This window comes from Serratia sp. PL7 (assembly GCF_945957435.1).
In genome coordinates this window covers 97277-119011 of record NZ_CAMFLB010000020.1, presented here as the reverse complement: position 1 = coordinate 119011, position 21735 = coordinate 97277, and the positions used below count along the sequence as shown (strand labels likewise).

Annotated in this window: 21 protein-coding genes; 10 read left to right on the top strand and 11 right to left on the bottom strand. The window is 56.4% G+C overall.

All coding sequences use genetic code 11. From position 1 onward, the window contains the following. The first annotated feature begins 88 nt into the window (after positions 1 to 88). The gene (gene rhaT, locus N6G83_RS41610; protein WP_024527897.1) at positions 89 to 1123 is read left to right on the top strand and encodes an L-rhamnose/proton symporter RhaT; all 1035 of its coding nucleotides are present in this window, start codon (positions 89 to 91) and stop codon (positions 1121 to 1123) included. 10 nt (positions 1124 to 1133) lie between these two features. Then, complete coding sequence (locus N6G83_RS41605; protein ID WP_211135751.1) at positions 1134 to 2558, top strand: L-fucose/L-arabinose isomerase family protein; 1425 nt, start codon at positions 1134 to 1136, stop codon at positions 2556 to 2558. 3 nt (positions 2559 to 2561) lie between these two features. On the opposite strand, the gene rhaR is transcribed toward N6G83_RS41605, so the two are convergent. Then, the gene (gene rhaR / locus N6G83_RS41600; protein WP_024527895.1) at positions 2562 to 3401 is read right to left on the bottom strand and encodes an HTH-type transcriptional activator RhaR; all 840 of its coding nucleotides are present in this window, start codon (positions 3399 to 3401) and stop codon (positions 2562 to 2564) included. Between the two features lie 85 nt (positions 3402 to 3486). After that, complete coding sequence (gene rhaS / locus N6G83_RS41595; RefSeq protein ID WP_024482890.1) at positions 3487 to 4308, bottom strand: HTH-type transcriptional activator RhaS; 822 nt, start codon at positions 4306 to 4308, stop codon at positions 3487 to 3489. 376 nt (positions 4309 to 4684) lie between these two features. On the opposite strand from rhaS, the gene rhaB reads away from it, so the two are divergent. From rhaB to rhaM, 5 genes are all read left to right on the top strand, one after another. Then, the gene (gene rhaB / locus N6G83_RS41590) at positions 4685 to 6100 is read left to right on the top strand and encodes a rhamnulokinase (RefSeq protein WP_248006633.1); all 1416 of its coding nucleotides are present in this window, start codon (positions 4685 to 4687) and stop codon (positions 6098 to 6100) included. Next, positions 6097 to 7353, top strand: a complete 1257-nt coding sequence (locus tag N6G83_RS41585; RefSeq protein ID WP_024527893.1) for an L-rhamnose isomerase — start codon at positions 6097 to 6099, stop codon at positions 7351 to 7353. The genes rhaB and N6G83_RS41585 overlap by 4 nt, the downstream gene beginning before the upstream one ends. Positions 7354 to 7363: 10 nt before the next feature. After that, on the top strand, positions 7364 to 8188 hold the full coding sequence (gene rhaD, locus N6G83_RS41580; RefSeq protein ID WP_065683752.1) for a rhamnulose-1-phosphate aldolase: 825 nt from the start codon (positions 7364 to 7366) through the stop codon (positions 8186 to 8188). Positions 8189 to 8255: 67 nt separating this feature from the next. Continuing rightward, a complete protein-coding gene (gene fucO, locus N6G83_RS41575; protein WP_211135749.1) occupies positions 8256 to 9404 on the top strand; it encodes a lactaldehyde reductase in 1149 nt (382 codons plus the stop codon). 16 nt (positions 9405 to 9420) lie between these two features. Then, positions 9421 to 9735 (top strand): L-rhamnose mutarotase, encoded by a 315-nt coding sequence (gene rhaM / locus N6G83_RS41570; RefSeq protein ID WP_024527890.1) that lies wholly within the window; start codon positions 9421 to 9423, stop codon positions 9733 to 9735. Between the two features lie 46 nt (positions 9736 to 9781). Here rhaM and N6G83_RS41565 read toward each other — a convergent pair whose 3' ends face one another. The 7 genes from N6G83_RS41565 to N6G83_RS41535 form a co-directional block, all read right to left on the bottom strand. Continuing rightward, positions 9782 to 10237: a GNAT family N-acetyltransferase gene (locus tag N6G83_RS41565; RefSeq protein ID WP_024527889.1), complete on the bottom strand. Its 456-nt coding sequence runs from the start codon at positions 10235 to 10237 to the stop codon at positions 9782 to 9784. Positions 10238 to 10336: 99 nt separating this feature from the next. Next, the gene (locus N6G83_RS41560; protein WP_211135748.1) at positions 10337 to 11842 is read right to left on the bottom strand and encodes a PLP-dependent aminotransferase family protein; all 1506 of its coding nucleotides are present in this window, start codon (positions 11840 to 11842) and stop codon (positions 10337 to 10339) included. Between the two features lie 112 nt (positions 11843 to 11954). Beyond that, positions 11955 to 12776 (bottom strand): serine O-acetyltransferase, encoded by an 822-nt coding sequence (cysE, locus tag N6G83_RS41555; protein WP_021181867.1) that lies wholly within the window; start codon positions 12774 to 12776, stop codon positions 11955 to 11957. A gap of 98 nt (positions 12777 to 12874) precedes the next feature. Next, positions 12875 to 13894 carry an NAD(P)H-dependent glycerol-3-phosphate dehydrogenase gene (gene gpsA / locus N6G83_RS41550; protein WP_024482901.1) on the bottom strand — a complete coding sequence of 340 codons (1020 nt, stop codon included), beginning with the start codon at positions 13892 to 13894 and terminating at the stop codon, positions 12875 to 12877. Continuing rightward, positions 13894 to 14364 carry a protein-export chaperone SecB gene (gene secB, locus N6G83_RS41545; RefSeq protein WP_021181865.1) on the bottom strand — a complete coding sequence of 157 codons (471 nt, stop codon included), beginning with the start codon at positions 14362 to 14364 and terminating at the stop codon, positions 13894 to 13896. Before secB ends, gpsA begins: the two co-directional genes overlap by 1 nt. Before the next feature lie 83 nt (positions 14365 to 14447). Next, positions 14448 to 14696 carry a glutaredoxin 3 gene (grxC, locus tag N6G83_RS41540; protein ID WP_024482902.1) on the bottom strand — a complete coding sequence of 83 codons (249 nt, stop codon included), beginning with the start codon at positions 14694 to 14696 and terminating at the stop codon, positions 14448 to 14450. A gap of 26 nt (positions 14697 to 14722) precedes the next feature. Continuing rightward, positions 14723 to 15157, bottom strand: coding sequence for a rhodanese-like domain-containing protein (locus N6G83_RS41535; RefSeq protein ID WP_021807259.1), 435 nt, complete (start codon positions 15155 to 15157; stop codon positions 14723 to 14725). A 303-nt stretch (positions 15158 to 15460) separates the two neighbouring features. Here N6G83_RS41535 and gpmM point away from each other — a divergent pair, with 303 nt between their 5' ends. From gpmM to N6G83_RS41520, 3 genes are read left to right on the top strand one after another with little or no spacing between them, the layout of a single operon-like run. Then, positions 15461 to 17005 carry a 2,3-bisphosphoglycerate-independent phosphoglycerate mutase gene (gene gpmM, locus N6G83_RS41530; protein WP_074029864.1) on the top strand — a complete coding sequence of 515 codons (1545 nt, stop codon included), beginning with the start codon at positions 15461 to 15463 and terminating at the stop codon, positions 17003 to 17005. A gap of 9 nt (positions 17006 to 17014) precedes the next feature. Then, a complete protein-coding gene (gene envC, locus N6G83_RS41525) occupies positions 17015 to 18349 on the top strand; it encodes a murein hydrolase activator EnvC (protein WP_024527886.1) in 1335 nt (444 codons plus the stop codon). A gap of 2 nt (positions 18350 to 18351) precedes the next feature. Next, a complete protein-coding gene (locus N6G83_RS41520) occupies positions 18352 to 19302 on the top strand; it encodes a divergent polysaccharide deacetylase family protein (RefSeq protein ID WP_211135747.1) in 951 nt (316 codons plus the stop codon). Positions 19303 to 19491: 189 nt separating this feature from the next. On the opposite strand, the gene tdh is transcribed toward N6G83_RS41520, so the two are convergent. Both tdh and kbl read right to left on the bottom strand, forming a co-directional pair. After that, a complete protein-coding gene (gene tdh / locus N6G83_RS41515) occupies positions 19492 to 20517 on the bottom strand; it encodes an L-threonine 3-dehydrogenase (protein WP_021181859.1) in 1026 nt (341 codons plus the stop codon). Positions 20518 to 20526: 9 nt separating this feature from the next. Beyond that, positions 20527 to 21723, bottom strand: coding sequence for a glycine C-acetyltransferase (gene kbl / locus N6G83_RS41510; protein WP_024527884.1), 1197 nt, complete (start codon positions 21721 to 21723; stop codon positions 20527 to 20529). Between the last annotated feature and the right edge of the window lie 12 nt (positions 21724 to 21735).

Here is a 21735-nt window from a genome sequence, read left to right as displayed (position 1 = left end):
TTCCTTCGCTAGTGTCTCTTTAGACTCCCTGTTCATCCGTGGTCTCTGCGCTCTACGTCACCACGCCAACAACAACAAGGATAACAAGATGAACAATGCCATTCTGCTAGGGATACTCTGGCACCTGGTCGGGGCGGCCAGTGCGGCCTGCTTCTACGCGCCATTCAAACAGGTCAAAAACTGGTCTTGGGAAACCATGTGGTCGATCGGCGGTTTCGTTTCCTGGCTGATCCTGCCTTGGGCCATCAGCTATATGCTGCTGCCCGATTTTTGGCAGTATTACGGCTCATTCAGCGCCGCCACCCTGCTACCGGTATTCCTGTTTGGCGCTATGTGGGGGATCGGTAATATCAACTATGGCCTGACCATGCGCTATCTCGGGATGTCGATGGGGATTGGTATCGCCATCGGCATCACGTTGATCATAGGCACGTTGATGACACCGCTATTGCAGGGCCGCTTTGAACTACTGTTCGGCACTGCAGGTGGCCGCCTGTCGCTGGTTGGGGTATTTGTAGCGTTGGTCGGCGTGGTGATCGTCAGCTATGCCGGTTTGCTGAAAGAGCGGGCCATGGGCATCCGCGCAGAGGAGTTCAGCCTCAAGAAGGGACTGGCGCTGGCGGTGATGTGCGGCATTTTCTCCGCCGGGATGTCCTTCGCCATGGACGCGGCCAAACCGATGCATGAAGCCGCCGGAGCACTGGGCATCGACCCGTTGTATGTTGCCCTGCCAAGCTATGTGGTGATTATGGGCGGCGGCGCGTTGATCAACCTGGGCTACTGCCTGATCCGCCTGGCCACCTTGAAAAATATCTCGGTGAAAGCCGATTTCTCACTGCCGAAAAAGCTGCTGGTCGCCAACGTGCTGTTCTCGATGCTGGCCGGGCTGATGTGGTATCTGCAATTCTTCTTCTACGCCTGGGGCCACGCCAAGATCCCGGCACAATACGACTACATGAGCTGGATGCTGCACATGAGTTTCTACGTACTGTGCGGCGGCATCGTCGGGCTACTGCTGAAAGAGTGGAAATGCGGGACCAGAAAGCCGGTGGCAGTGCTATGCCTCGGTTGCCTGGTGATTATACTGGCTGCCAACATCGTTGGCTTGGGCATGGCATCTTGAGGGGCGAAAGATGAATAGTCCTTTGAATATCTTGCTATTTGGTATCGGGCTTGACACTTACTGGCCGCAGTTTAGCGGCCTTAAGCCCCGCCTTGAAGGTTACCTCGAACAGATCGCCGAACGCCTTTCCAGCAGTCACCTGATTCAGCGTGGTGGGCTGGTGGATTCGGTCGCTGCCGCCGATGCGTTGTTGGCAGAGGCTCGCCACCAGCCGGTAGACGTGGTGGTGCTTTACATCAGCACCTACGCGCTGAGTGCCACCGTATTACCGCTGGTGCAGGCCCTGGGTAAACCGGTGTTGGTATTAGCCTTGCAGCCAGAGGCAGGTTTGCCCTACCAGAAAATACGCGCCATGGCAGATCGCGGCGATCGCACTGGCGAATGGCTTGCCCATTGCCAGGCGTGTAGCGCTCCCGAATTGGCCAACGTGTTTAATCGCGCCGGGATCGAGTATCAACTGCTGGTGGGGGCATTACAGGGCGATCCGCAGGTCTGGCAGGAGTTGGACAACTGGCTGACCGCTTTCGCGTTGCGTAATGCGTTACGCACCACGCAGATCGGCCTGCTCGGCCACTATTACGACGGGATGATCGACGTCTACAGCAATCTGACCAACCTTTCCGCACGGCTTGGTGTGCGTTTCAAACCGCTGGAAATGTGCGAGCTGAACGCTCTGCGCCAACAAAGTACCACAGCGCAAATCCAGCTTAAGCGGGATGAAATGCACAACGCCTTTGTGGTGGACGAGCTCTGTTCAGAGGCCGAATTGCAACGCGCTGCGCATACCGCCTGCGCGCTGGATCGGCTGGTAGAACGGCATGGGCTGGGCGCAATGGCCTATTATTACGAAGGGCAAAACGGCAATGATTACGAGAATATCGTTACGTCGGTGATTGCAGGTAACACCCTGCTGACCCAAAAAGGCATCCCGGTCGCTGGTGAATACGAAGTCAAAAACGCGATCGCCATGAAAATCCTCGCCCTGCTGGGAGCTGGTGGATCCTTCTCCGAACCTTACGGCATCGAATTCGAGGATGACGCTGTGCTATGGGGCCACGATGGGCCTGCGCATCCGCTGATGGCAGAGGGCGATGTACGCCTGGTGCCGCTGCCGGTGTATCACGGCAAGCCGGGTTGTGGCGTTTCGATTCAGATGTCGGTGAAAAACGGCCCGGTCACCTTCTTGTCTGTGGTTGAGGAACGTGACGGCGACGTCGTGTTGCAGTATGCCGAAGGGCTTTCGGTGGCGGGGGAAACGCTGGATATCGGCAATACCAACAGCCGCTACCGTTTCAGCCTGGATGCCAGGACCTTTACCCGTGAGTGGTCCTTGGCTGGCCCTGCCCACCACTGCGCTATCGGCATTGGCCATCAGGGAGAACGGCTGGAAAAACTCGCCCAGATATTGCATATCCGCACGAACCGGATCGCCTAGCCCCTAGGCGATAAACCGTTGGCGATACTCGCGCGGGGTCATTCCGGCCTCGCGCGTGAACACCACGGAAAAATAGTTGCTGTCTTCAAACCCGCATCGGGCGGCAATATCGCTGATGCGGTATTCACTGCGGCGTAGCAGGCGCTTGGCCTGGCATAAACGGATCTGGCGCAGATAGTGGTTGATGGTCATGCCGGTTTGCTGGCGGAACAGCAGCTTCAGCGCCCGCTCGGTCAACTGATGCTGCCGGCAAAAAGCCGGCAGATCAAAGTCGCCGTCGATGCCGTTCTGCAACGCTGCCATCAGCAAATCCAACTGTTCGCCGTCCGGCAACATATGCACGCAGTCCACCGCATAGCGATAGCGTTTGAGCACGATCGCCAATTGCAGCAACAAAGCCTCCGTCAACTGGATCGATAACGAGTCGGTTTTACGGCTCTCCTGCGAAAGCTGGGCGATAATCGGCCGGGCCTGCGCCATGCCTTGGGTAGAGAGCCGCCAGTAGCGCTCGCTGGAGGTATCAAACGGCGGTAGCAGGCTTTCCCACTGGGCATTCAACCGCAGACGCTCCGGGCAATAGATGACGTTATCCAGCACCAGATCGTGTACCGACTCGTAGCTGTGGCAATCGCTGGCACGGATATAAAAAATATCCCCGCAGGTGATCCGGTAAGGGCGATCGTTCAGCACGTGCAGGCCATTGCCACGCCAAACGATCACAATCTCGCAAAACTGGTGAGTATGCGTGGCAAATCCCATCTGGGGATAGCGCTCCGCCACGGCCACCGGCATCTGTACCGAGGGCAGATAATCGCGGCTCTCTAACAGTAACGTCTCCCTCATCTCACACCTTTCCTGGTTGGCACGACTGGGCATTATTGCCGAACACGCGGCGAGGAAAATTGATGCAGTCGTGATTTTCACGCTGCTAGCGCATACCACGTAGCGCACGGGGTGGGCAGGTAAACTCACGCTTGAACAGGGTCGAAAAATGGTTGCTGTCGCCGAAACCGCAGCGAAAAGCGATATCGGTGATGCTGCTATCGCTGTGGCACAACATATGGCGAGCCTGTAGCAAACGCAGGTGGGTCAGGTAGCGCTGTGGCGTCATGTTGGTGTGCTGTTTCAGCTGCCGGTGCAGCGTACGCAGCGGGATGGCAAAGCGATCGGCCAGTTCGGACCATTCGATCGATTCAGCATAGTGGCCCTGGAGCCAGTCCAACAGCTGATGCAAACGCCCCTCCTGATCGTCCCCCTGCCGGGCCAGACAGCCCTGCCACAGCTGCACCAACAGCTGCATAAAGACGCTTTCATGCAGCGCTATCTCTTCTGGCCGCTCACCTGCAGGTGCCGCCGCGAGCTGCGCAATCAACCCCTTGACCTGTTGCAACACCTGCTGGCTGATACGCCAATGGGCCGGGTAGACGCCATCGGCCTCGCGCGGCAGGAACTGCTCCACGCCGGAGACAAAGCGGAAGGCGTCCGGCGCCCGGAACAGAATATTGGTCAGGATCAGGCCGTCGGTCTGTTCAAACAGGTGGCGATCGTGATCGCGCACAAAACAGACGCAACCGCTGTTAAGGGTATAGGGATTGCCATTAAACACATGCACCCCCGCCCCCTGTTCGACAATCACAATTTCGTAAAAATCATGATGATGTTCTGGAAAAGCCTGCTGCGGTTCGCGAGGTTCGATCACCACGGGCGCGCTGCAGGAAGGGAAAAAATCACTACTGTGCAATAGGTTCATCTTGCCCCCAGAGCTTTGGCGCGGCGGGATTACCGCGCAACGTCGGTAATCGATAGTAAGAGAAGCGCCCGGCAACAAACCTTAAGGTTTTGACCGAAAAGCGCGCTAAAGCTGCGCGTTTTTTAAGAAAGCCGTAGCAATGTTGAGAAATGCGTACAAGGTCACAACCGGGCGAAAACCGGCTCGAGTCGCAAACTGTGAGCTACTTCACCTTTACCTTTGCCATTTTGCCAATCCCTCTCAGGCGTTGGCAGTGGCGAGAAGGCCCAGGCAGCGGCAACTTCCTACACTGCTCGCATCAAGCAATCACGGGCTTTCTCTCATGACTATTCGCAATACTGTCGCCATCGATCTTGGAGCCTCCAGTGGACGAGTGATGCTGGCGAGCTATCAACCGCAACAGCAACAACTCCAGTTGCGTGAAGTCAGCCGCTTCACCAACCGTTTGCTGCACCGGGCCGGGCAAGACTGCTGGGATCTGGATGCGCTGGAAGGCAATATCCGCCAGGCACTCGCACAGCTTGATGCCGAAGGCATTCGCCTTGATAGCATCGGCATAGATACCTGGGGTGTCGATTTTGTACTGTTGGATGCGCAAGGTGAGCGGGTCGGCCAGGCCGTGTCCTACCGTGATGCCCGCACCCAGGGGCTGATGGCAACAGCCCAGCAGGATCTGGGCCGCAGCAATATCTATCAACGCACCGGCATTCAATTCCTGCCTTTCAATACGCTGTACCAACTGCGTGCCCTGCGCGAACAGCAGCCAGAACGGTTAGATCGCGTGGCTCACCTGCTGCTGATCCCAGATTACCTGCACTTTCGCCTGACAGGGGAACTGAACTGGGAATACACCAATGCCAGCACCACCCAGCTCCTGAATATTGAAATTGATCAATGGGATGAGGAACTGTTGGCCTGGGCCGGGGTACCTGCCAGCTGGTTTGGCAAACCAACGCCACCAGGCAACCGCGTGGGCTATTGGACCAGCCCCAGCGGCCAGCAGATCCCGGTGATTGCCGTGGCAACGCACGACACCGCCAGCGCGGTACTTGCAACGCCATTGCAAGATGCCAATGCCGCCTATCTCAGCTCCGGCACCTGGTCGCTGATGGGCATCGAAAGCCCAGTCCCGGTGGTTCACCCGGCATCATTGGCGGCCAATATCACCAATGAGGGCGGCGCAACGGGCTATCGGGTGCTGAAAAACATCATGGGCCTTTGGCTGCTGCAACGCGCCACGCAGGAATTGAACATCAGCGATCTGCCAGCCCTGATCGCTCAGGCGGCCCAACAGCCAGCCTGTCGTTCATTGGTTAACCCCAATGACGATCGTTTTATCAACCCGGCCAACATGTGCCAAACCATTCAGGACAGCTGCCGCGAGCGCGGGATGCCGGTGCCGGAAACCGCAGCCCAACTGGTGCGCTGCATCTTCGACAGCCTCGCCATGCTCTACCGCCAGGTCGCACAGGAGTTGGCGACGATGCACGGCCGCCCACTCAGCCATCTGCATATCGTCGGCGGCGGCAGCCAGAACCATTTTCTTAATCAGCTGTGTGCCGATGCCTGCGGGCTGGCCATCAGCGCCGGGCCAATCGAAGCCTCAACCCTGGGCAACGTCGGCTGCCAGTTGATGGCCTTGGACGCCGTCAGCGACATTGGGCAATTCCGCCGCATCGTGGCACAGAACTTCCCACTACAACACTTTACCCCTCGCGACAATCCAGACTTTGCCGCCCACTGGTCGCAATTTCAGTCGTTGAGTCAATTACCTAAGGAACTTTGCATATGAAAAGCTCGATCGATCAAGCTTGGGAACTGGCAAAACAGCGCTTTGCTGCCGTTGGCGTGGACGTTGAAGCCGCGATTAGCGCTATGGAAACCCTGCCAGTGTCGATGCACTGCTGGCAAGGAGATGACGTGGCCGGGTTCGAAAATCCGGAAGGCTCCCTGACCGGCGGCATTCAGGCCACCGGCAACTACCCGGGCAAAGCGCGCAACGCCAAAGAGCTGCGGGCCGATCTGGAACAGGCTTTGGCGCTGATCCCTGGCCCGAAACGCCTGAACCTGCACGCGATCTATCTGGAGTCGGATGCCCCGGTAGCCCGTAACAAAATTGAACCACGCCATTTTAAAAACTGGGTGGAGTGGGCCAAACAGCACCAGTTGGGGCTGGATTTCAACCCGTCATGCTTCTCGCACCCGCTGAGCGCCGACGGTTTTACGCTGTCACATGCCAACCCGGAAATCCGTCAGTTCTGGATTGAACATTGCCAGGCTAGCCGCCGCGTCTCGGCCTATTTTGGCGAACAGCTCGGTACGCCTTCGGTGATGAACATCTGGATCCCGGACGGTATGAAAGATACGCCGATCGATCGCCTGGCACCGCGCCAGCGTCTGATGAGCGCGCTGGACGAAGTAATTAGCGAAAAACTCGACCCGGCACACCATATCGACGCGGTGGAAAGCAAGCTGTTCGGCATTGGCGCAGAGAGCTACACCGTGGGTTCCAACGAGTTTTATCTCGGCTATGCCACCAGCCGCCAGACCGCACTCTGTCTGGATGCGGGCCACTTCCACCCAACCGAAGTGATCTCCGACAAGATCTCCAGCGCCATGCTGTATGTACCACGCCTGCTGCTGCACGTTAGCCGCCCGGTACGCTGGGACAGTGACCACGTGGTGCTGCTGGACGACGAAACGCAGGCGATTGCCGGTGAGATCGTGCGCAACAACCTGTTCAACCGCGTCCACATCGGCCTGGACTTCTTCGACGCCTCCATCAACCGCATCGCCGCCTGGGTGATCGGTACCCGCAACATGAAGAAAGCCCTGCTGCGTGCGCTGCTGGAGCCGACCGAGATGCTGCGCAAGATCGAAGAGAGCGGCGATTACACCGCCCGCCTGGCCTTGCTGGAAGAACAGAAATGCCTGCCATGGCAAGCCGTGTGGGAAACCTACTGTCAGCGTAACGATGTCCCGGCCGATGCCAGCTGGCTCAACAACGTACGCAACTACGAACAACAGATCCTCAGCCAACGTTAAGGGTAGCGCAATGCAACAGATAGTTTCCTCCTGGTTCGTCCAGGGCATGATCAAAGCCACCAGCGACATGTGGCTAAAAGGCTGGGATGAGCGCAACGGCGGCAACGTCAGCCTGCGGCTTTTGGCGGAAGATGTTGAGCCTTTCCGTAGCGATTTCGTGGCCGATCCGCGGTGCGTAGAGCTAACGCAACCGGCAACCGAACTGGCCAACTGCTGGTTCCTGGTCACCGGTTCAGGCAAGTTCTTCCGCAACGTGCAGTTGGCGCCGCAAGAGAATCTGGTGCTGTTGCAACTGAACCACAACGGCACCGCATACCACATCCACTGGGGGCTTTCCCAGGGAGGTTTTCCGACCTCGGAACTGGCGGCGCATTTCCAGTCGCACATCGTGCGCATGAACGTCACCTCTGGCCGTGATCGCGTCATCATGCACTGCCATGCCACCAACCTGATCGCCCTAAGCTTTGTGCAGGAATTGGACAACGCCAGCTTCACCCGCCTGTTGTGGGAAGGCAGCACCGAGTGCCTGGTGGTGTTCCCAGACGGCATAGGCATCGTGCCCTGGATGGTGCCAGGAACCGACGGCATCGGCACCCAGACCGCCGAACAGATGCAGGAACACAGTCTGGTACTGTGGCCGTTCCATGGCATTTTCGGCTCTGGCCCAACGCTAGACGACGCTTTCGGCCTGATCGACACCGCAGAAAAATCGGCCGAGATCATGGTGAAAGTGCTGTCGATGGGTGGCAAGAAGCAAACCATTTCCGGCAGCCAACTGACGGCGCTGGCCAAGCGTTTCGGCGTAACGCCACTGGCCGCCGCGCTCAAGGATTGAGACATCGGTGCCCTGCGTCCGCTACGGCGGGCGCATCACAACGGTTTCTCATTTCAGGAGCAATATCATGAGTTTCATGCTGGCATTACCGAAAATCAGTTTGCACGGCTGCGGCGCCATTGAAGATATGGTCAAGCTGCTGGCACAGAAGCAATGGGGTAAGGCGCTGATCGTCACCGACGGTCAGTTGGTTGAGCTCGGCCTGCTGGAAGGGCTATTCAGCGCCATGCAGCAGCATGCTCTGCCTTATGCCATGTTCAATGAGGTATTTCCCAACCCTACCGAAGGACTGGTGCAGCAAGGCTGGCAAGCGTTCAAACAGCAGCAGTGCGACTATCTGATTGCCTTCGGTGGCGGCAGCCCGATCGATACCGCCAAGGCGATCAAAATCCTCACCGGCAACCCTGTCCCCTCTACCGCCTATTCCGGCGTTGGCAAAGTCAAACATCCGGGCGTAGCTTTGGTGGCGATCAATACCACTGCGGGCACCGCAGCCGAGATGACCAGCAACGCGGTGATCATCGACAGCCTGCGCCACGTCAAAGAAGTGATCATCGACACCAACATCATCCCTGACATCGCCGTGGACGACCCGCAGGTGATGTTGGATATTCCCGCCAGCGTGACTGCCGCCACCGGTATGGACGCGCTGACCCACGCGGTGGAAGCCTATGTTTCCGTGGGCGCTCATCCTCTGACCGATCACTCAGCGCTGGAAGCCATCCGCCTGATTAGCACCTGGCTACCTGCCGCGGTAGATGACGGCAAAAACCTGCAAGCGCGGGAAATGATGGCCTATGGGCAATACCTGGCGGGGATGGCGTTCAACAGCGCCGGGCTTGGCCTGGTGCACGCATTGGCTCACCAGCCAGGCGCGACCCACAATCTGCCACACGGCGTTTGCAATGCCATCCTGCTGCCGGTAATCGAAGAGTTTAACCGCCCGAATGCCGTGGCTCGCTTTGCCCGTATTGCGCAGGCAATGGGGGCAGACACGCAAGGCATGAACGAAGAACAGGCCAGCCATCAGGCGATAGCCGCCATTCACGCGCTTTCGCTGCGCGTGGGTATCCCGGCAGGTTTCTCGGCCCTGGGTATCAAGGAAGCGGATATCGAAGGCTGGTTGGATAAAGCGCTGGCTGACCCATGCGCCCCTTGCAACCCACGCACGGCAGATCGCGAACAGGTTCGTGCGCTGTATTTAGCCGCGCTGTGATCTTTAAGGAAAACCTATGATCCGTAAAGCTTTTGTGATGCAGGTAAACCCAGATGCACACGCCGAATACCAGCGCCGCCACAGCCCGATCTGGCCAGAGCTGGAACAGGTGCTGAAGGAGCACGGTGCACACCACTATTCCATCTTCCTGGACGAAGCACGCCACCTGCTGTTTGGCTATGTGGAGATTGAGTCAGAAGAACGTTGGGATGCAGTGGCCAACACCGCCGTCTGCCAGCGCTGGTGGCAGCATATGGGCGACGTGATGCCGAGCAATCCTGATCATAGCCCGGTCAGCTCACCGCTGCGTGAAGTGTTTTATCTGGAATAATCAACAGGCGACGGTTAAACCCCGTCGCCTTATTATTAACGCCGTACTATTTTTTACTATAAATAATAAACGAGGTTCTTTGGCCGATTTTATCGTACAGCGAACGGGCAGAGGAGTTGAACTCCTGGGTCATCCAGTAAACGCGGCTTGACTCTCTCACTTCCGCCTGTTGATAAGCTTCAGTAAATAGGCTCTCCGCCACGTTTTGTCCCCGCGCGCTTTTATCAACGAACAGATCCTCAATATAACAATAGTTTTTATCGCTCCACGTCGAGGCGTGATAAACCAAATGCATAAAACCGAGGATCTGCCCCTGATCGTTAACGGCAACCAGCCCGACCAAATCCTGTTTTTGGCACAGGCGGATAAAGGTTTTTTCGGTGATTTCGGCGCTGACATCGGCACGATAAAAGTGCAGATATTGCTGCCACAGATGCTCCCAACCCGCTCTATCTGAAGCGATTATGTCCCTAATGGTAACGCCATTTTTAGTCATCAACATAGTCCTACCCCTGCATGTTCAAAGTGGCGCAAGTATAGGCGATGCCATAGGGTGGGGTTAATGGACCAATCCGCTATAGACACCGGACCATTTCAGCGGCTAAGTATCCATCTCGTTTAAACAGCGCGTTAGCAACTGGGAAAACTGCTCGACGTTATAGGCTATCTCAATAGGATCCAGCGCCGCGAAGCCCAGCAGCCAGCCAGATAAGGGAATATCTGCCGTACAAAACTCGGAAAGGCTTTTCAGGGTTAACTTATTCTGCGCAGCGCGATGGGCAACCTCTTGCTCAAGCTGTTTACTTTCCACCAGGCAGAGTATTTGCAAGCCGCAGTTAGGTACAATAACCTTCACCTTTAAGCCGCAGTGCTTGTTGATCTCGTTAATAAACAACGCCGCACGCGATGAATATATTTTCTTCATCGTCAGGACATGTTCTCGGTAATGTCCCTGCATAATAAATTTTGCCAACGTGCGCTGAGCGATCCCCGAAACCTGGCTGTCCGTATTCGCCCGCGCAGTGGTCATGGGTTTTACCAGCGCTTCTGGCAGTACCATATAAGCCACATGCAGATCCGGAAACAGGGTTTTACTGAACGTGCCCATATAAATGGTGCGCTGATGAGGGTCTAACCCCTGCAAACAGGCCGTCGCAATGCCTTGGTAATGAAACTCGCTGTCGTAGTCATCTTCAATGATCCACATATCCCGAACTTTTGCCGCCTCAATCAATGCCAACCGCCTGGCCAGCGAAAGTGCTCGACCGGTCGGATATTGGTTGGAAGGGGTGACATAGACAAATCTGGCATTAGCCTGCGAGTGAATGATTTCATCGGTGCAAATCCCCTGTTCATCCACAGTAATCGGGATCGGCTTGAGCTGTGCCGCCTGGAAGGCTTTAATCGCACCGGTATACCCCGGATTTTCGATAAAGACGCTATCGTCAGCGTCTGCCAGGACCTGCGCACATAAAGACAGCGACTGTTGCGTACTGCTCACAATCAGAATTCGATCGGCCTGTGCCTTCACGCCCCGCTCGGCCAGCAGGAAGTCACAAATGGCTTCCCGCAGGTGAATATTGCCCTGCAAGTTGCTGCCTGCCGAGATAGACAACCCCTCTTCTTTGACGGTTTGCTGATATAACCTGAGCCAGGTATGGATCGGAAAATTGCGGGTTTCAGGCATGCCGGGGCCAAATGCCCGCTGCTGGGGCAGGTTGCCTGATTCAGGCCTGGTATGCTGTGACGATCTCCGGCTCAATGTGACCTGGCTGCCGGAAGGTGCAGCTGAGTGCTCACTAGTCAGACCCAGCAAAGGTTGCTGCCTTTGCGCAACAAAGCTTCCCCGCCCCACCTCTCTGCAGACGTATCCCTCGGTTTCCAGCGCCGTATAACAGTTCTCAATGGTCCCTCGGGATAACTGCAGTGAGGCTGCCAACGCACGGCTGGCCGGTAAACGTTGCCCCGTGATGAACTCACCCTGCTGGATCATCGTCTTGAAAGCAGCGGCCAGCGCAGTAGTTAATGAAACTTCGGGGACTGTTTGCTTGGCGAGGTTTTTTTGCAGCAAGAGAGTCTGGAGCTGCTTTTCGGTCAGGCGGTTCAAGGCGCAGCTCCACTGAGAGAAAAACATAAGGTGTAAGCGACAAACCGCCGTGTGATATTGCCATCACACGGCGTTTACATGGGATTTGGGGATATTACCACTGAGGAGTTACTCAGATACCGTCGCCATACTCAAACCCGTGATTGGCACCGTTGAAGTACTGGTCCATATCCATCGATGGCGTATCGCTTTCCGGGCGGCCAACAATACGTGCGGGCACGCCTGCGGCGGTGGTATGTGGTGGCACGGGCTGTAGCACCACGGAACCGGCACCAATCTTGGCCCCTTTCCCCACTTCGATATTACCGAGGATTTTAGCCCCCGCGCCAATCATCACACCTTCGCGGATTTTAGGGTGGCGATCGCCGCTGGTTTTGCCCGTCCCGCCCAGGGTTACCGACTGCAGGATAGAGACGTTATTCTCCACCACGGCGGTTTCACCGATCACAATGCCGGTGGCGTGGTCGAGCATGATGCCGCAGCCGATGGTGGCCGCCGGGTGGATATCCACCCCAAAGGCGACCGAGATTTGATTTTGCAGGTAGATCGCCAATGCCTGGCGGCCCTGCATCCACAACCAATGGCCGATGCGGTACGCCTGCAAGGCATGGAAACCTTTCAGGTATAGCAACGGCGTTGAATATTTATCTACTGCGGGGTCACGCAACCGCACCGCCAGAATATCGCGGGCCGCAGAGACGATCATTTGTGCGTCGGAACGATAGGCATCTTCCACCACCTCACGCACGGCAATCGCCGGCATGATCGGATTGGCCAGTTTGTTCGCCAGAATGTAGCTGAGCGCGCTGCCCAGATTTTCATGCTTGAGCAAGGTCGCGTGGAAAAAGCTAGCCAGCATCGGTTCACAATCTGCCAGTGCTCTCGCCTCTGATTTAATGCTGCTCCAGACCTGTTCTAACTCTTCTGACGACATCGCTTCCTCTCTGCCAAAACAGACTACCCCGCCTGATCCCGGCAGGGTAACCTAATCAAATTGTCGCGGCGCGATACATTGCTGTACCGCAGCCAAGGTCAAGCACTGTGCTTTTCGTCTTTCTTGGTGCGCCCAAGCAGAGTCAACGCTGCCTCACGGGCATTTTTATCACAGTACAGCACCTGATAGATCTGTTCGGTGATCGGCATTTCTACGCCAAAGCGCTGCGCCAGTGCCAATACCTCTTTGGTATTGCGATAGCCTTCAACCACCTGGCCGATGCTATCCTGCGCTTCCTGCACGCCCTTGCCTTGCCCCAGCATAATACCGAAACGACGGTTGCGCGATTGATTATCCGTGCAGGTCAACACCAGATCGCCCAACCCAGCCATGCCCATAAAGGTGGAAGGATCGGCACCCAATGCGGAGCCGAGACGGCTCATTTCAGCCAGGCCACGAGTGATCAATGCGGTACGCGCGTTGGCACCAAAACCGATACCGTCAGACATACCGGCACCGATGGCAATCACGTTTTTCACCGCACCGCCCAGCTGTACCCCAATGAAATCCGGGTTGCTGTAGACGCGGAAGCTTTTGCCACAGTGCAGCAGCTGCTGTAAATCTTCGGCAAACTGCTCGTCGGTGGCTGCCAGAGCGATCGCCGTTGGCAATCCGGCCGCCAGCTCTTTGGCAAACGTTGGCCCAGAAACGACCGCCAGTGGGATGGTATCCCCCAGCGCTTCGCGAGCCACGTCTTGCAATAGCCGCCCCGTTTCTGCTTCCAGACCTTTGGTCGCCCATACGATGCGGGCATCTGGGCGCAGATGGGGTTTCAACTGACGCAATACGTCACCAAACACGTGGCTAGGCACCACCACCAGCACATCACGGCTGGCCGCTAATGCACGAGCAAGATCGGTTTCAAGCAACAGGGTATCGGGGAAAGGGACGCCGGGAAGGAACGCCTGATTGCAACGATCGCGCTGCATAATCTGGATCTGCTCGGGGTTATGCCCCCACAGCACTACCGGGTGGCCGTTACGCGCCAGCGTAATGGCTAAAGCGGTGCCGTACGAGCCGGCACCGATTACAGTCATTGAAGCATTGACGGTATTCATCAGGCATCCTGATGAGGTTCAGCACTTTCGCCTTCCGCCTGCTGCTGCAAATAGCTCATGAACAGCGCGTCAAAGTTTACCGGTGCCAGGTTCAACTGCGGGAAGGTACCGCGAGAAACCAGGCTGGTGATGCACTCACGCGCGTACGGGAACAGGATGTTCGGGCAGTATGCACCCAGGCAATGTGCCAGTTGCGTGCCTTCGATACCGGAGATGGAGAAGATACCTGCCTGCTGAACTTCACACAGGAATGCGGTTTCTTCACCCAGAGAGGCGGTAACGGTAACGCGCAGTACCACTTCGTAGACGTCGTCTGCCAGGTGGCTGGAAGCCGTATCCAGATCGAGCTTAACTTCTGGCTGCCATTCTTGCTGGAATACCTGCGGAGCGTTTGGCGCTTCGAATGAGATATCCTTGGTGTAAATGCGTTGGATCTGGAAAGCCATCTCTGTGCTGTTTTGTTCTGACATGTGTGTAATACCCTTGGTTAACTATCCTTAGAGACACTCAGTGGTTGCAATACCCACATCTTGGCAGTGGGACCGCCGCTGGTTTACAGCAGCGGATCCAGCCCACCGCGAGCATCAAGTGCATGTAAATCATCACAGCCGCCAATATGTTGGCCATCGATGAAAATCTGAGGCACGGTGGTTCGCCCACTGCGCGCAATCATTGCTTCACGCTTGACGTTATCACCATCGATGGCAATCTCGCTAAACGCAGCTCCCTTGCTGTTCAGCAGCGCCTTGGCGCGATGACAGAACGGGCAGGTTGCCTTGGTGTAGATCTCAATGTTAGCCATGGAAACCCCTTCAATCACACTATAATTTATTTGCCACGCGCCAACGGCAGGTTTTCCCCACTCCAGCCGGCAATGCCGTCTTTCAGGGTATAGACCTGTTCAAACCCGGCTTTGCTCAGGTTTTCTGCGGGTTCGCGTGAGGTGGTACCATTGGCACAGACCACGATGACCGGCTGGGCCTTGTGTTTATCCAGTTCGCCGAAGCTGCCGGTTTTGATCTCGCTCGCCGTCAGGTTGATCGCGTTGGCGATATGGCCTCTGCGGAAATCATCACGGGTACGGGTATCTACTACTACCGCATCTTCTTTATTGATCAAGCGAGTAGCTTCACCGCGGGCGATCTCTTTAACCTTGGAAAAACGGCTCTTGAAGGTCATGACGATCACGGCAGCCAGCAGACCGACCCAGGCCAGACTAAGTATGGGGTGCCGGCTAACAAATTGCATAATTTCTTGCAGCATGGGGTGTAACAACTCCCGTCAGTTAAGGGAAAAATAAGTCAAGGTTTCAGAGTATACCTGCCGAATGCGTCAAATACAGCCAATAAGCAAACGGGAATGCAGAAACTGCGGAGTACACTGGAAAATTACCGTCATGACGTTGAGAAAGTCGAGGCTGTTCACCGCATCTTTGATCTCTTTGGGCTCTTTTTAGTCGGCCACATTGTAGTATCATCAGGTTCCAGAGGGTGAATAGCCATCATTCCAGTGCCAATGGGCTGATGGCTATTCACAACTTAAAACGATCATAAAGAGGTTACTGCAATGTCGAGCAAGAAAAAGCCCATGGTACTGGTGATCCTGGACGGCTACGGCCACCGGGAAGAGCAACAGGACAACGCGATCCTGAACGCCAAAACGCCGGTCATGGACCGTCTGTGGCAACAACAGCCACATACCCTGATTGCCGCTTCCGGTCTGGATGTCGGCCTGCCTGATGGCCAGATGGGTAACTCGGAAGTCGGTCACGTGAACCTCGGCGCAGGCCGCATCGTGTATCAGGACCTGACCCGCCTGGATAAAGAGATCAAAGACGGTGACTTCTTCACCAACGCAACGCTGACCAGCGCCGTCGACAAGGCCGTGAAGGCAGGCAAAGCGGTACATATCATGGGCCTGATGTCTCCTGGTGGCGTCCACAGCCATGAAGAACATATCCTGGCGATGATCAAACTGGCCGCACAACGCGGAGCCAAAGCCGTTTACCTGCATGCCTTCCTGGATGGACGCGACACTCCACCGCGCAGTGCTGAAAATTCACTGAAACGTTTCAGTGACGAATTTGCCACGCTGGGTGCCGGACGTATCGCCACGGTGATCGGCCGTTACTATGCAATGGATCGTGATAATCGTTGGGACCGCGTACAGCTGGCCTACGATCTGATGACCCAGGCAAAAGGCGAATTCACCGCCGACAACGCCGTGGCCGCGCTACAGGCTGCCTATGCCCGTGGCGAAAACGACGAGTTCGTTAAACCGACCGTGATCCAGGCAGCGGGCGAAGCCAGCGCCGAGATGAACGACGGCGACGCGTTAATCTTCATGAACTTCCGTGCCGACCGTGCGCGCCAGATCACCCGCGCCTTCGTCAATGCCGATTTCGATGGCTTCCCACGTAGCAAAGTGGTCAAGTTTGGTGATTTTGTCATGCTGACCGAATACGCCGCCGACATCAAAACCGCCTGTGCCTATCCACCAGCCTCACTGGCCAACACCTTCGGTGAATGGCTGATGAAGCACGACAAAACCCAGTTGCGCATCTCGGAAACCGAAAAATACGCTCACGTCACCTTCTTCTATAACGGCGGCGTCGAAGAACCGTTCAAAGGTGAAGACCGTATTCTGATCAACTCGCCAAAAGTGGCCACCTACGATTTACAGCCAGAGATGAGCTCCGCCGAGCTGACCGAAAAGCTGCTGGCAGCCATCCACAGCGGTAAATATGACGCCATCATCTGTAACTACCCGAATGGCGACATGGTTGGCCACACCGGTGTCTATGATGCAGCCGTCAAAGCGGTAGAAACCCTGGATAACTGTATTGAGCAGGTAGTAGAAGCGGTGAAAGCCGTTGACGGCCAACTGCTGGTCACCGCCGATCACGGTAACGCCGAGCAAATGCGCGATCCGGCTACCGGCCAGGCGCACACCGCCCATACCAGCTTGCCAGTGCCGTTGATCTACATCGGTAAACCCGCCAAAGCGGTAGAAGGTGGCAAACTGTCCGACATCGCTCCAACCATGCTGTCACTGATGGGAATGGAAATCCCGCAAGAGATGACTGGTAAGCCGCTGTTCATCGTGGAATAATCCTTTCCCATGAGGGAGAAGGCGAATTTTGCACTATCAAGGGTAACCCGAAGCGCAAACTCAGGCAGCCAACCGCTGCCTGAACGCTCCGCGCCACGGAAGTTAACCACTATCTGCGCCAGCGTGTTTTTCGCTGGCGCATTGCTGTTGCCATTTACCGGCAACGCCGCGGAAGATAACAAATCCCAGCTCAAAGACATTCAGCAGAGCATCGCTGAAAAAGAAAAAGCGGTTAAACAACAGCAACAACAGCGCAGTTCGCTGCAAAATCAGCTCAAACTCCAGGAAAAGACCATCGCGCAAGCCAGCCGTTCGCTGCGTGATACCCAAGGTACGCTCGACATACTGAGCAAAGACATTTCCGGGCTGAACACCTCCATCGCCAAGCTTCAAAAACAGCAGTCCACCCAGCAGGAAATCCTCGCCAAACAGCTCGATGCCGCCTTCCGTCAGGGGCAACACAGCGCCTTGCAGCTGGTGCTCAGCGGTGAAGAAACCCAGCGCAGTGAACGCATGCTGGCCTATTTTGGCTATCTGAACGAAGCGCGCCAGCAGTCCATTGAACAGCTCAAGCAGACCCGCAAGCAATTGGCAGAGCAAAAGAGCTCGCTGGTGGCCAAACAGGGTCAGCAGAAATCCTTGCTTGGCGAGCAACAAACCCAGCAGCAAAAACTGGAACAGGCGCGCATCGCCCGTAAAAAAACCCTGACCGCGTTAGAAGCCTCGTTGGAAAAAGATCAGCAGCGGCTGGTGGAACTGCGCCAGAACGAAACCCGCCTGCGCGATCAGATCGCCCGTGCCGAACGTGAAGCCCGCGCCCGAGCCGAACGCGAAGCGCGTGAAGCAGCCAAGGTGCGTGAGCAGGTCAAAGTCAAAGAACAGCAGGCGAAGAAAACCGGCACCAGCTATAAACCAAGCGAAGGTGAGCGTTCTCTGATGGCGCGAACCGGCGGTTTAGGCCAGCCTGCGGGCCAAGCCGTATGGCCGGTGCGTGGCCGCATAGAGCATCGCTTTGGCGAACAGTTGCAAGGTGAGTTACGCTGGAAAGGCATGGTGATCTCCGCGGCCGAAGGCAGCGAAGTGAAAGCCATTGCCGATGGCCGCGTGCTGCTGGCCGACTGGCTGCAAGGCTATGGTCTGGTGGTGGTGGTCGAACACGGTAAGGGCGACATGAGTCTGTATGGCTACAACCAGAGTGCTTTGGTTAGCGTCGGGGCGCAGGTGCGTGCCGGTCAGCCTATCGCCCTGGTCGGTACCAGCGGTGGTCAGGGAACGCCATCGCTCTATTTCGAAATCCGTCGCCAGGGTCAGGCCGTTAACCCACAGCCGTGGTTGGGAAGATAGATTTGTACTATAGCAAAACGCGTACTGCCCTGTTGTTGAGTGCGCTGCTGTTCGTTAGCGCAGCACAGGCAGGCAAGCTCTCTATCGTGATCGATGACGTGGGCTATCGTCCACATGAAGAAAACGCCGTACTGCAAATGCCGACGGCGATCTCCGTTGCCGTGCTGCCCAACGCACCTCACGCCCATCTGATGGCCACCAAAGCCCATAGCCAGGGGCGCGAAGTGCTGATCCACATGCCTATGGCCCCGCTTAGCAAACAGCCGCTGGAGCGCGATACCTTACAACCCTCCATGAGCAGTGAAGAAGTGCAGCGTATCATCCGTAATGCGGTGAATAACGTGCCTTTTGCGGTGGGTATGAATAACCATATGGGCAGCGCCATGACCTCCAGCCTACCGGGCATGCAAAAGGTCATGCAGGCGCTGGAAAGCTACCATCTCTATTTTCTCGACAGCATGACCATCGGCAACAGCCAGGCCACGCATGCGGCAGCGGGCACCGGCGTGAAGGTGATCAAACGCAAGGTGTTCCTCGACGATACGGCCAACCCGGACGATATCCGCCGCCAGTTTAATCGTGCCGTCGAATTGGCGCGCCGCAACGGATCGGCCATCGCCATAGGCCATCCGCGCCCGGCAACGGTAAAAGTGCTGCAACAGATGCTGGCTACGCTGCCCTCCGACATCGTACTGGTGAAACCCAGCTCGCTGCTCAATGAACCGCAGCAGAGCGGAAGCGGCTATGTGCCGCCATCCAAGCCACACAAACCGCAGCCGAAAAATCCGTTCACCGGTGGCATCAAGCAGTGCAAAGTTAAATTGCCGAAGGAAGGCACGAATGCCAGCCATGCGCTGGGCATCGTTGCAGAAAGCGTGGCACAGTCACCGGTCGTGGTGGTGATCAAACGCCATTGGCAGCACTGGATGGGCTCAACACCTACCAAGCCATAACTCATTTTCCCCTCACCCCGCCCCTCTCCCACAGGGAGAGGGAGCTGTTAGCCCCAGCTCTTTTGGAAGTAAAGAGTTCATCTCAGCAAACTCGATCGCCTCCACATCCAAGACAGAACTCAACACTTTCAAATACACTCGTTCGATCCCCTCTCCCTTTGGGAGAGGGTTAGGGTGAGGGGCGTTACATCAATCCCAGCTCAGCACCACTTTCCCCGACTGCCCGGAACGCATGGCGTCAAAGCCCTGCTGGAACTCGTCAATTGAGAAACGGTGGGTGATAATCGGCGTCAGATCCAGACCAGATTGGATCAGTGCCGCCATCTTGTACCAGGTTTCGAACATTTCGCGGCCGTAGATCCCTTTGATAAACAGCCCCTTGAAGATCACCTGGGTCCAGTCAATTGACATATCCGAAGGTGGGATCCCCAGCATCGCAATACGGCCGCCGTGGTTCATGGCATTGAGCAACGAACGGAACGCCGGTGGCGCGCCGGACATCTCCAGGCCCACGTCAAACCCTTCGGTCATGCCCAACTCGGCCATTACATCCGTCAGGTTTTCTTTGCTGACGTTTACCGCACGGGTCACACCCATCTTGCGCGCCAGCTCCAGGCGATATTCGTTCACATCGGTGATCACCACGTGGCGTGCCCCAACGTGTTTACATACCGCAGCGGCCATAATGCCGATCGGGCCGGCACCAGACACCAGCACGTCTTCCCCAACCAGATCGAAGGAAAGCGCGGTATGCACGGCGTTGCCAAACGGGTCAAAGATCGAGGCCAGCTCGTCCGAGATATTGTCCGGGATTTTAAAGGCGTTAAACGCCGGGATCACCAGATATTCGGCAAATGATCCTGGGCGGTTTACGCCCACGCCGGTGGTGTTGCGGCACAGATGCGTACGGCCACCGCGGCAGTTACGGCAGTGGCCACAGGTGATGTGCCCTTCGCCAGAAACGCGATCGCCGATGCTGAAACCTTTGACTTCCTGGCCGATGGCGACCACTTCGCCCACATATTCGTGGCCAACGACCATCGGTACCGGAATGGTTTTCTGCGACCATTCGTCCCAGTTATAGATATGCACATCAGTACCGCAGATAGCGGTTTTGCGGATCTTAATCATGACATCGTTGTGGCCCAGCTCAGGCTGAGGCACATCGGTCATCCAAATACCTTCTTCCGCTTTCAGTTTTGCTAATGCTTTCATCAAATTACCTTATGCAATAACGCCAAGCGTCTTACCGATGCGGATAAACGCCTCAACGGCACGTTCAATCTGCTCCGGTGAGTGATCGGCAGACATCTGGGTGCGGATACGTGCCTGACCTTTTGGCACCACCGGGTAGAAGAAACCAGTAACGTAGATGCCTTCCTTAAGCAGTGCGTTGGCGAAATCCTGCGCCAGTTTTGCTTCACCCAACATCACCGGGATGATGGCGTGATCGGCCCCGGCAAGCGTAAAGCCCGCTGCGGTCATTTTTTCGCGGAACAGGCTGGCATTGGCCCACAGGCGATCGCGCAGAGCGTCCCCGTCTTCGAGCAGTTCCAACACTTTGATCGAGGCTGCCACGATGGCCGGAGCCAGCGAGTTGGAGAACAGATAAGGGCGTGAACGCTGACGCAACCACTCCACCACCTCTTTTTTGCCTGCGGTATAGCCGCCGGAAGCGCCGCCCAACGCCTTACCCAAAGTGCCGGTGATGATATCGACGCGGTCCATCACTTCGCAGTATTCGTGCGTCCCGCGCCCATTGGCGCCAACAAACCCCACCGCGTGGGAATCATCGACCATCACCAGCGCATCATATTGGTCCGCCAGATCGCACACGCCCTTCAGGTTGGCGATCACGCCGTCCATGGAGAACACCCCGTCGGTAGCGATCATGATGTGGCGAGCACCGTCTGCCTTGGCCTGCTGCAGTTGCTCAGCCAGTTGGCCCATATCGTTGTTGGCATAGCGGTAGCGCTTGGCCTTGCACAGGCGTACACCGTCGATGATTGAGGCATGGTTCAGCGCGTCGGAAATAATGGCGTCTTCCGGGCCCAACAGGGTTTCAAACAGGCCACCGTTGGCGTCAAAACAAGAGGAGTAGAGGATCGCATCTTCCATTCCCAGGAAATCGGCCAACTTTTGTTCCAGCTGCTTATGGTTATCCTGTGTACCACAGATAAAACGCACCGACGCCATGCCGAAGCCATGGCTGTCCATCCCGGCCTTTGCCGCCGCGATCAGCTCCGGGTGGTTAGCCAGCCCGAGATAGTTATTGGCGCAGAAGTTGATCACCTGGCGACCATCGGCCACCGAAATATCGGCCTGCTGGGCAGAAGTGATAATGCGCTCTTGTTTAAACAGCCCTTCGGCGCGAGTGGTAGCAAGCTGCTGTTCCAGCTGCTGGTAAAAAGACGCAGACATTCGGTCATCTCC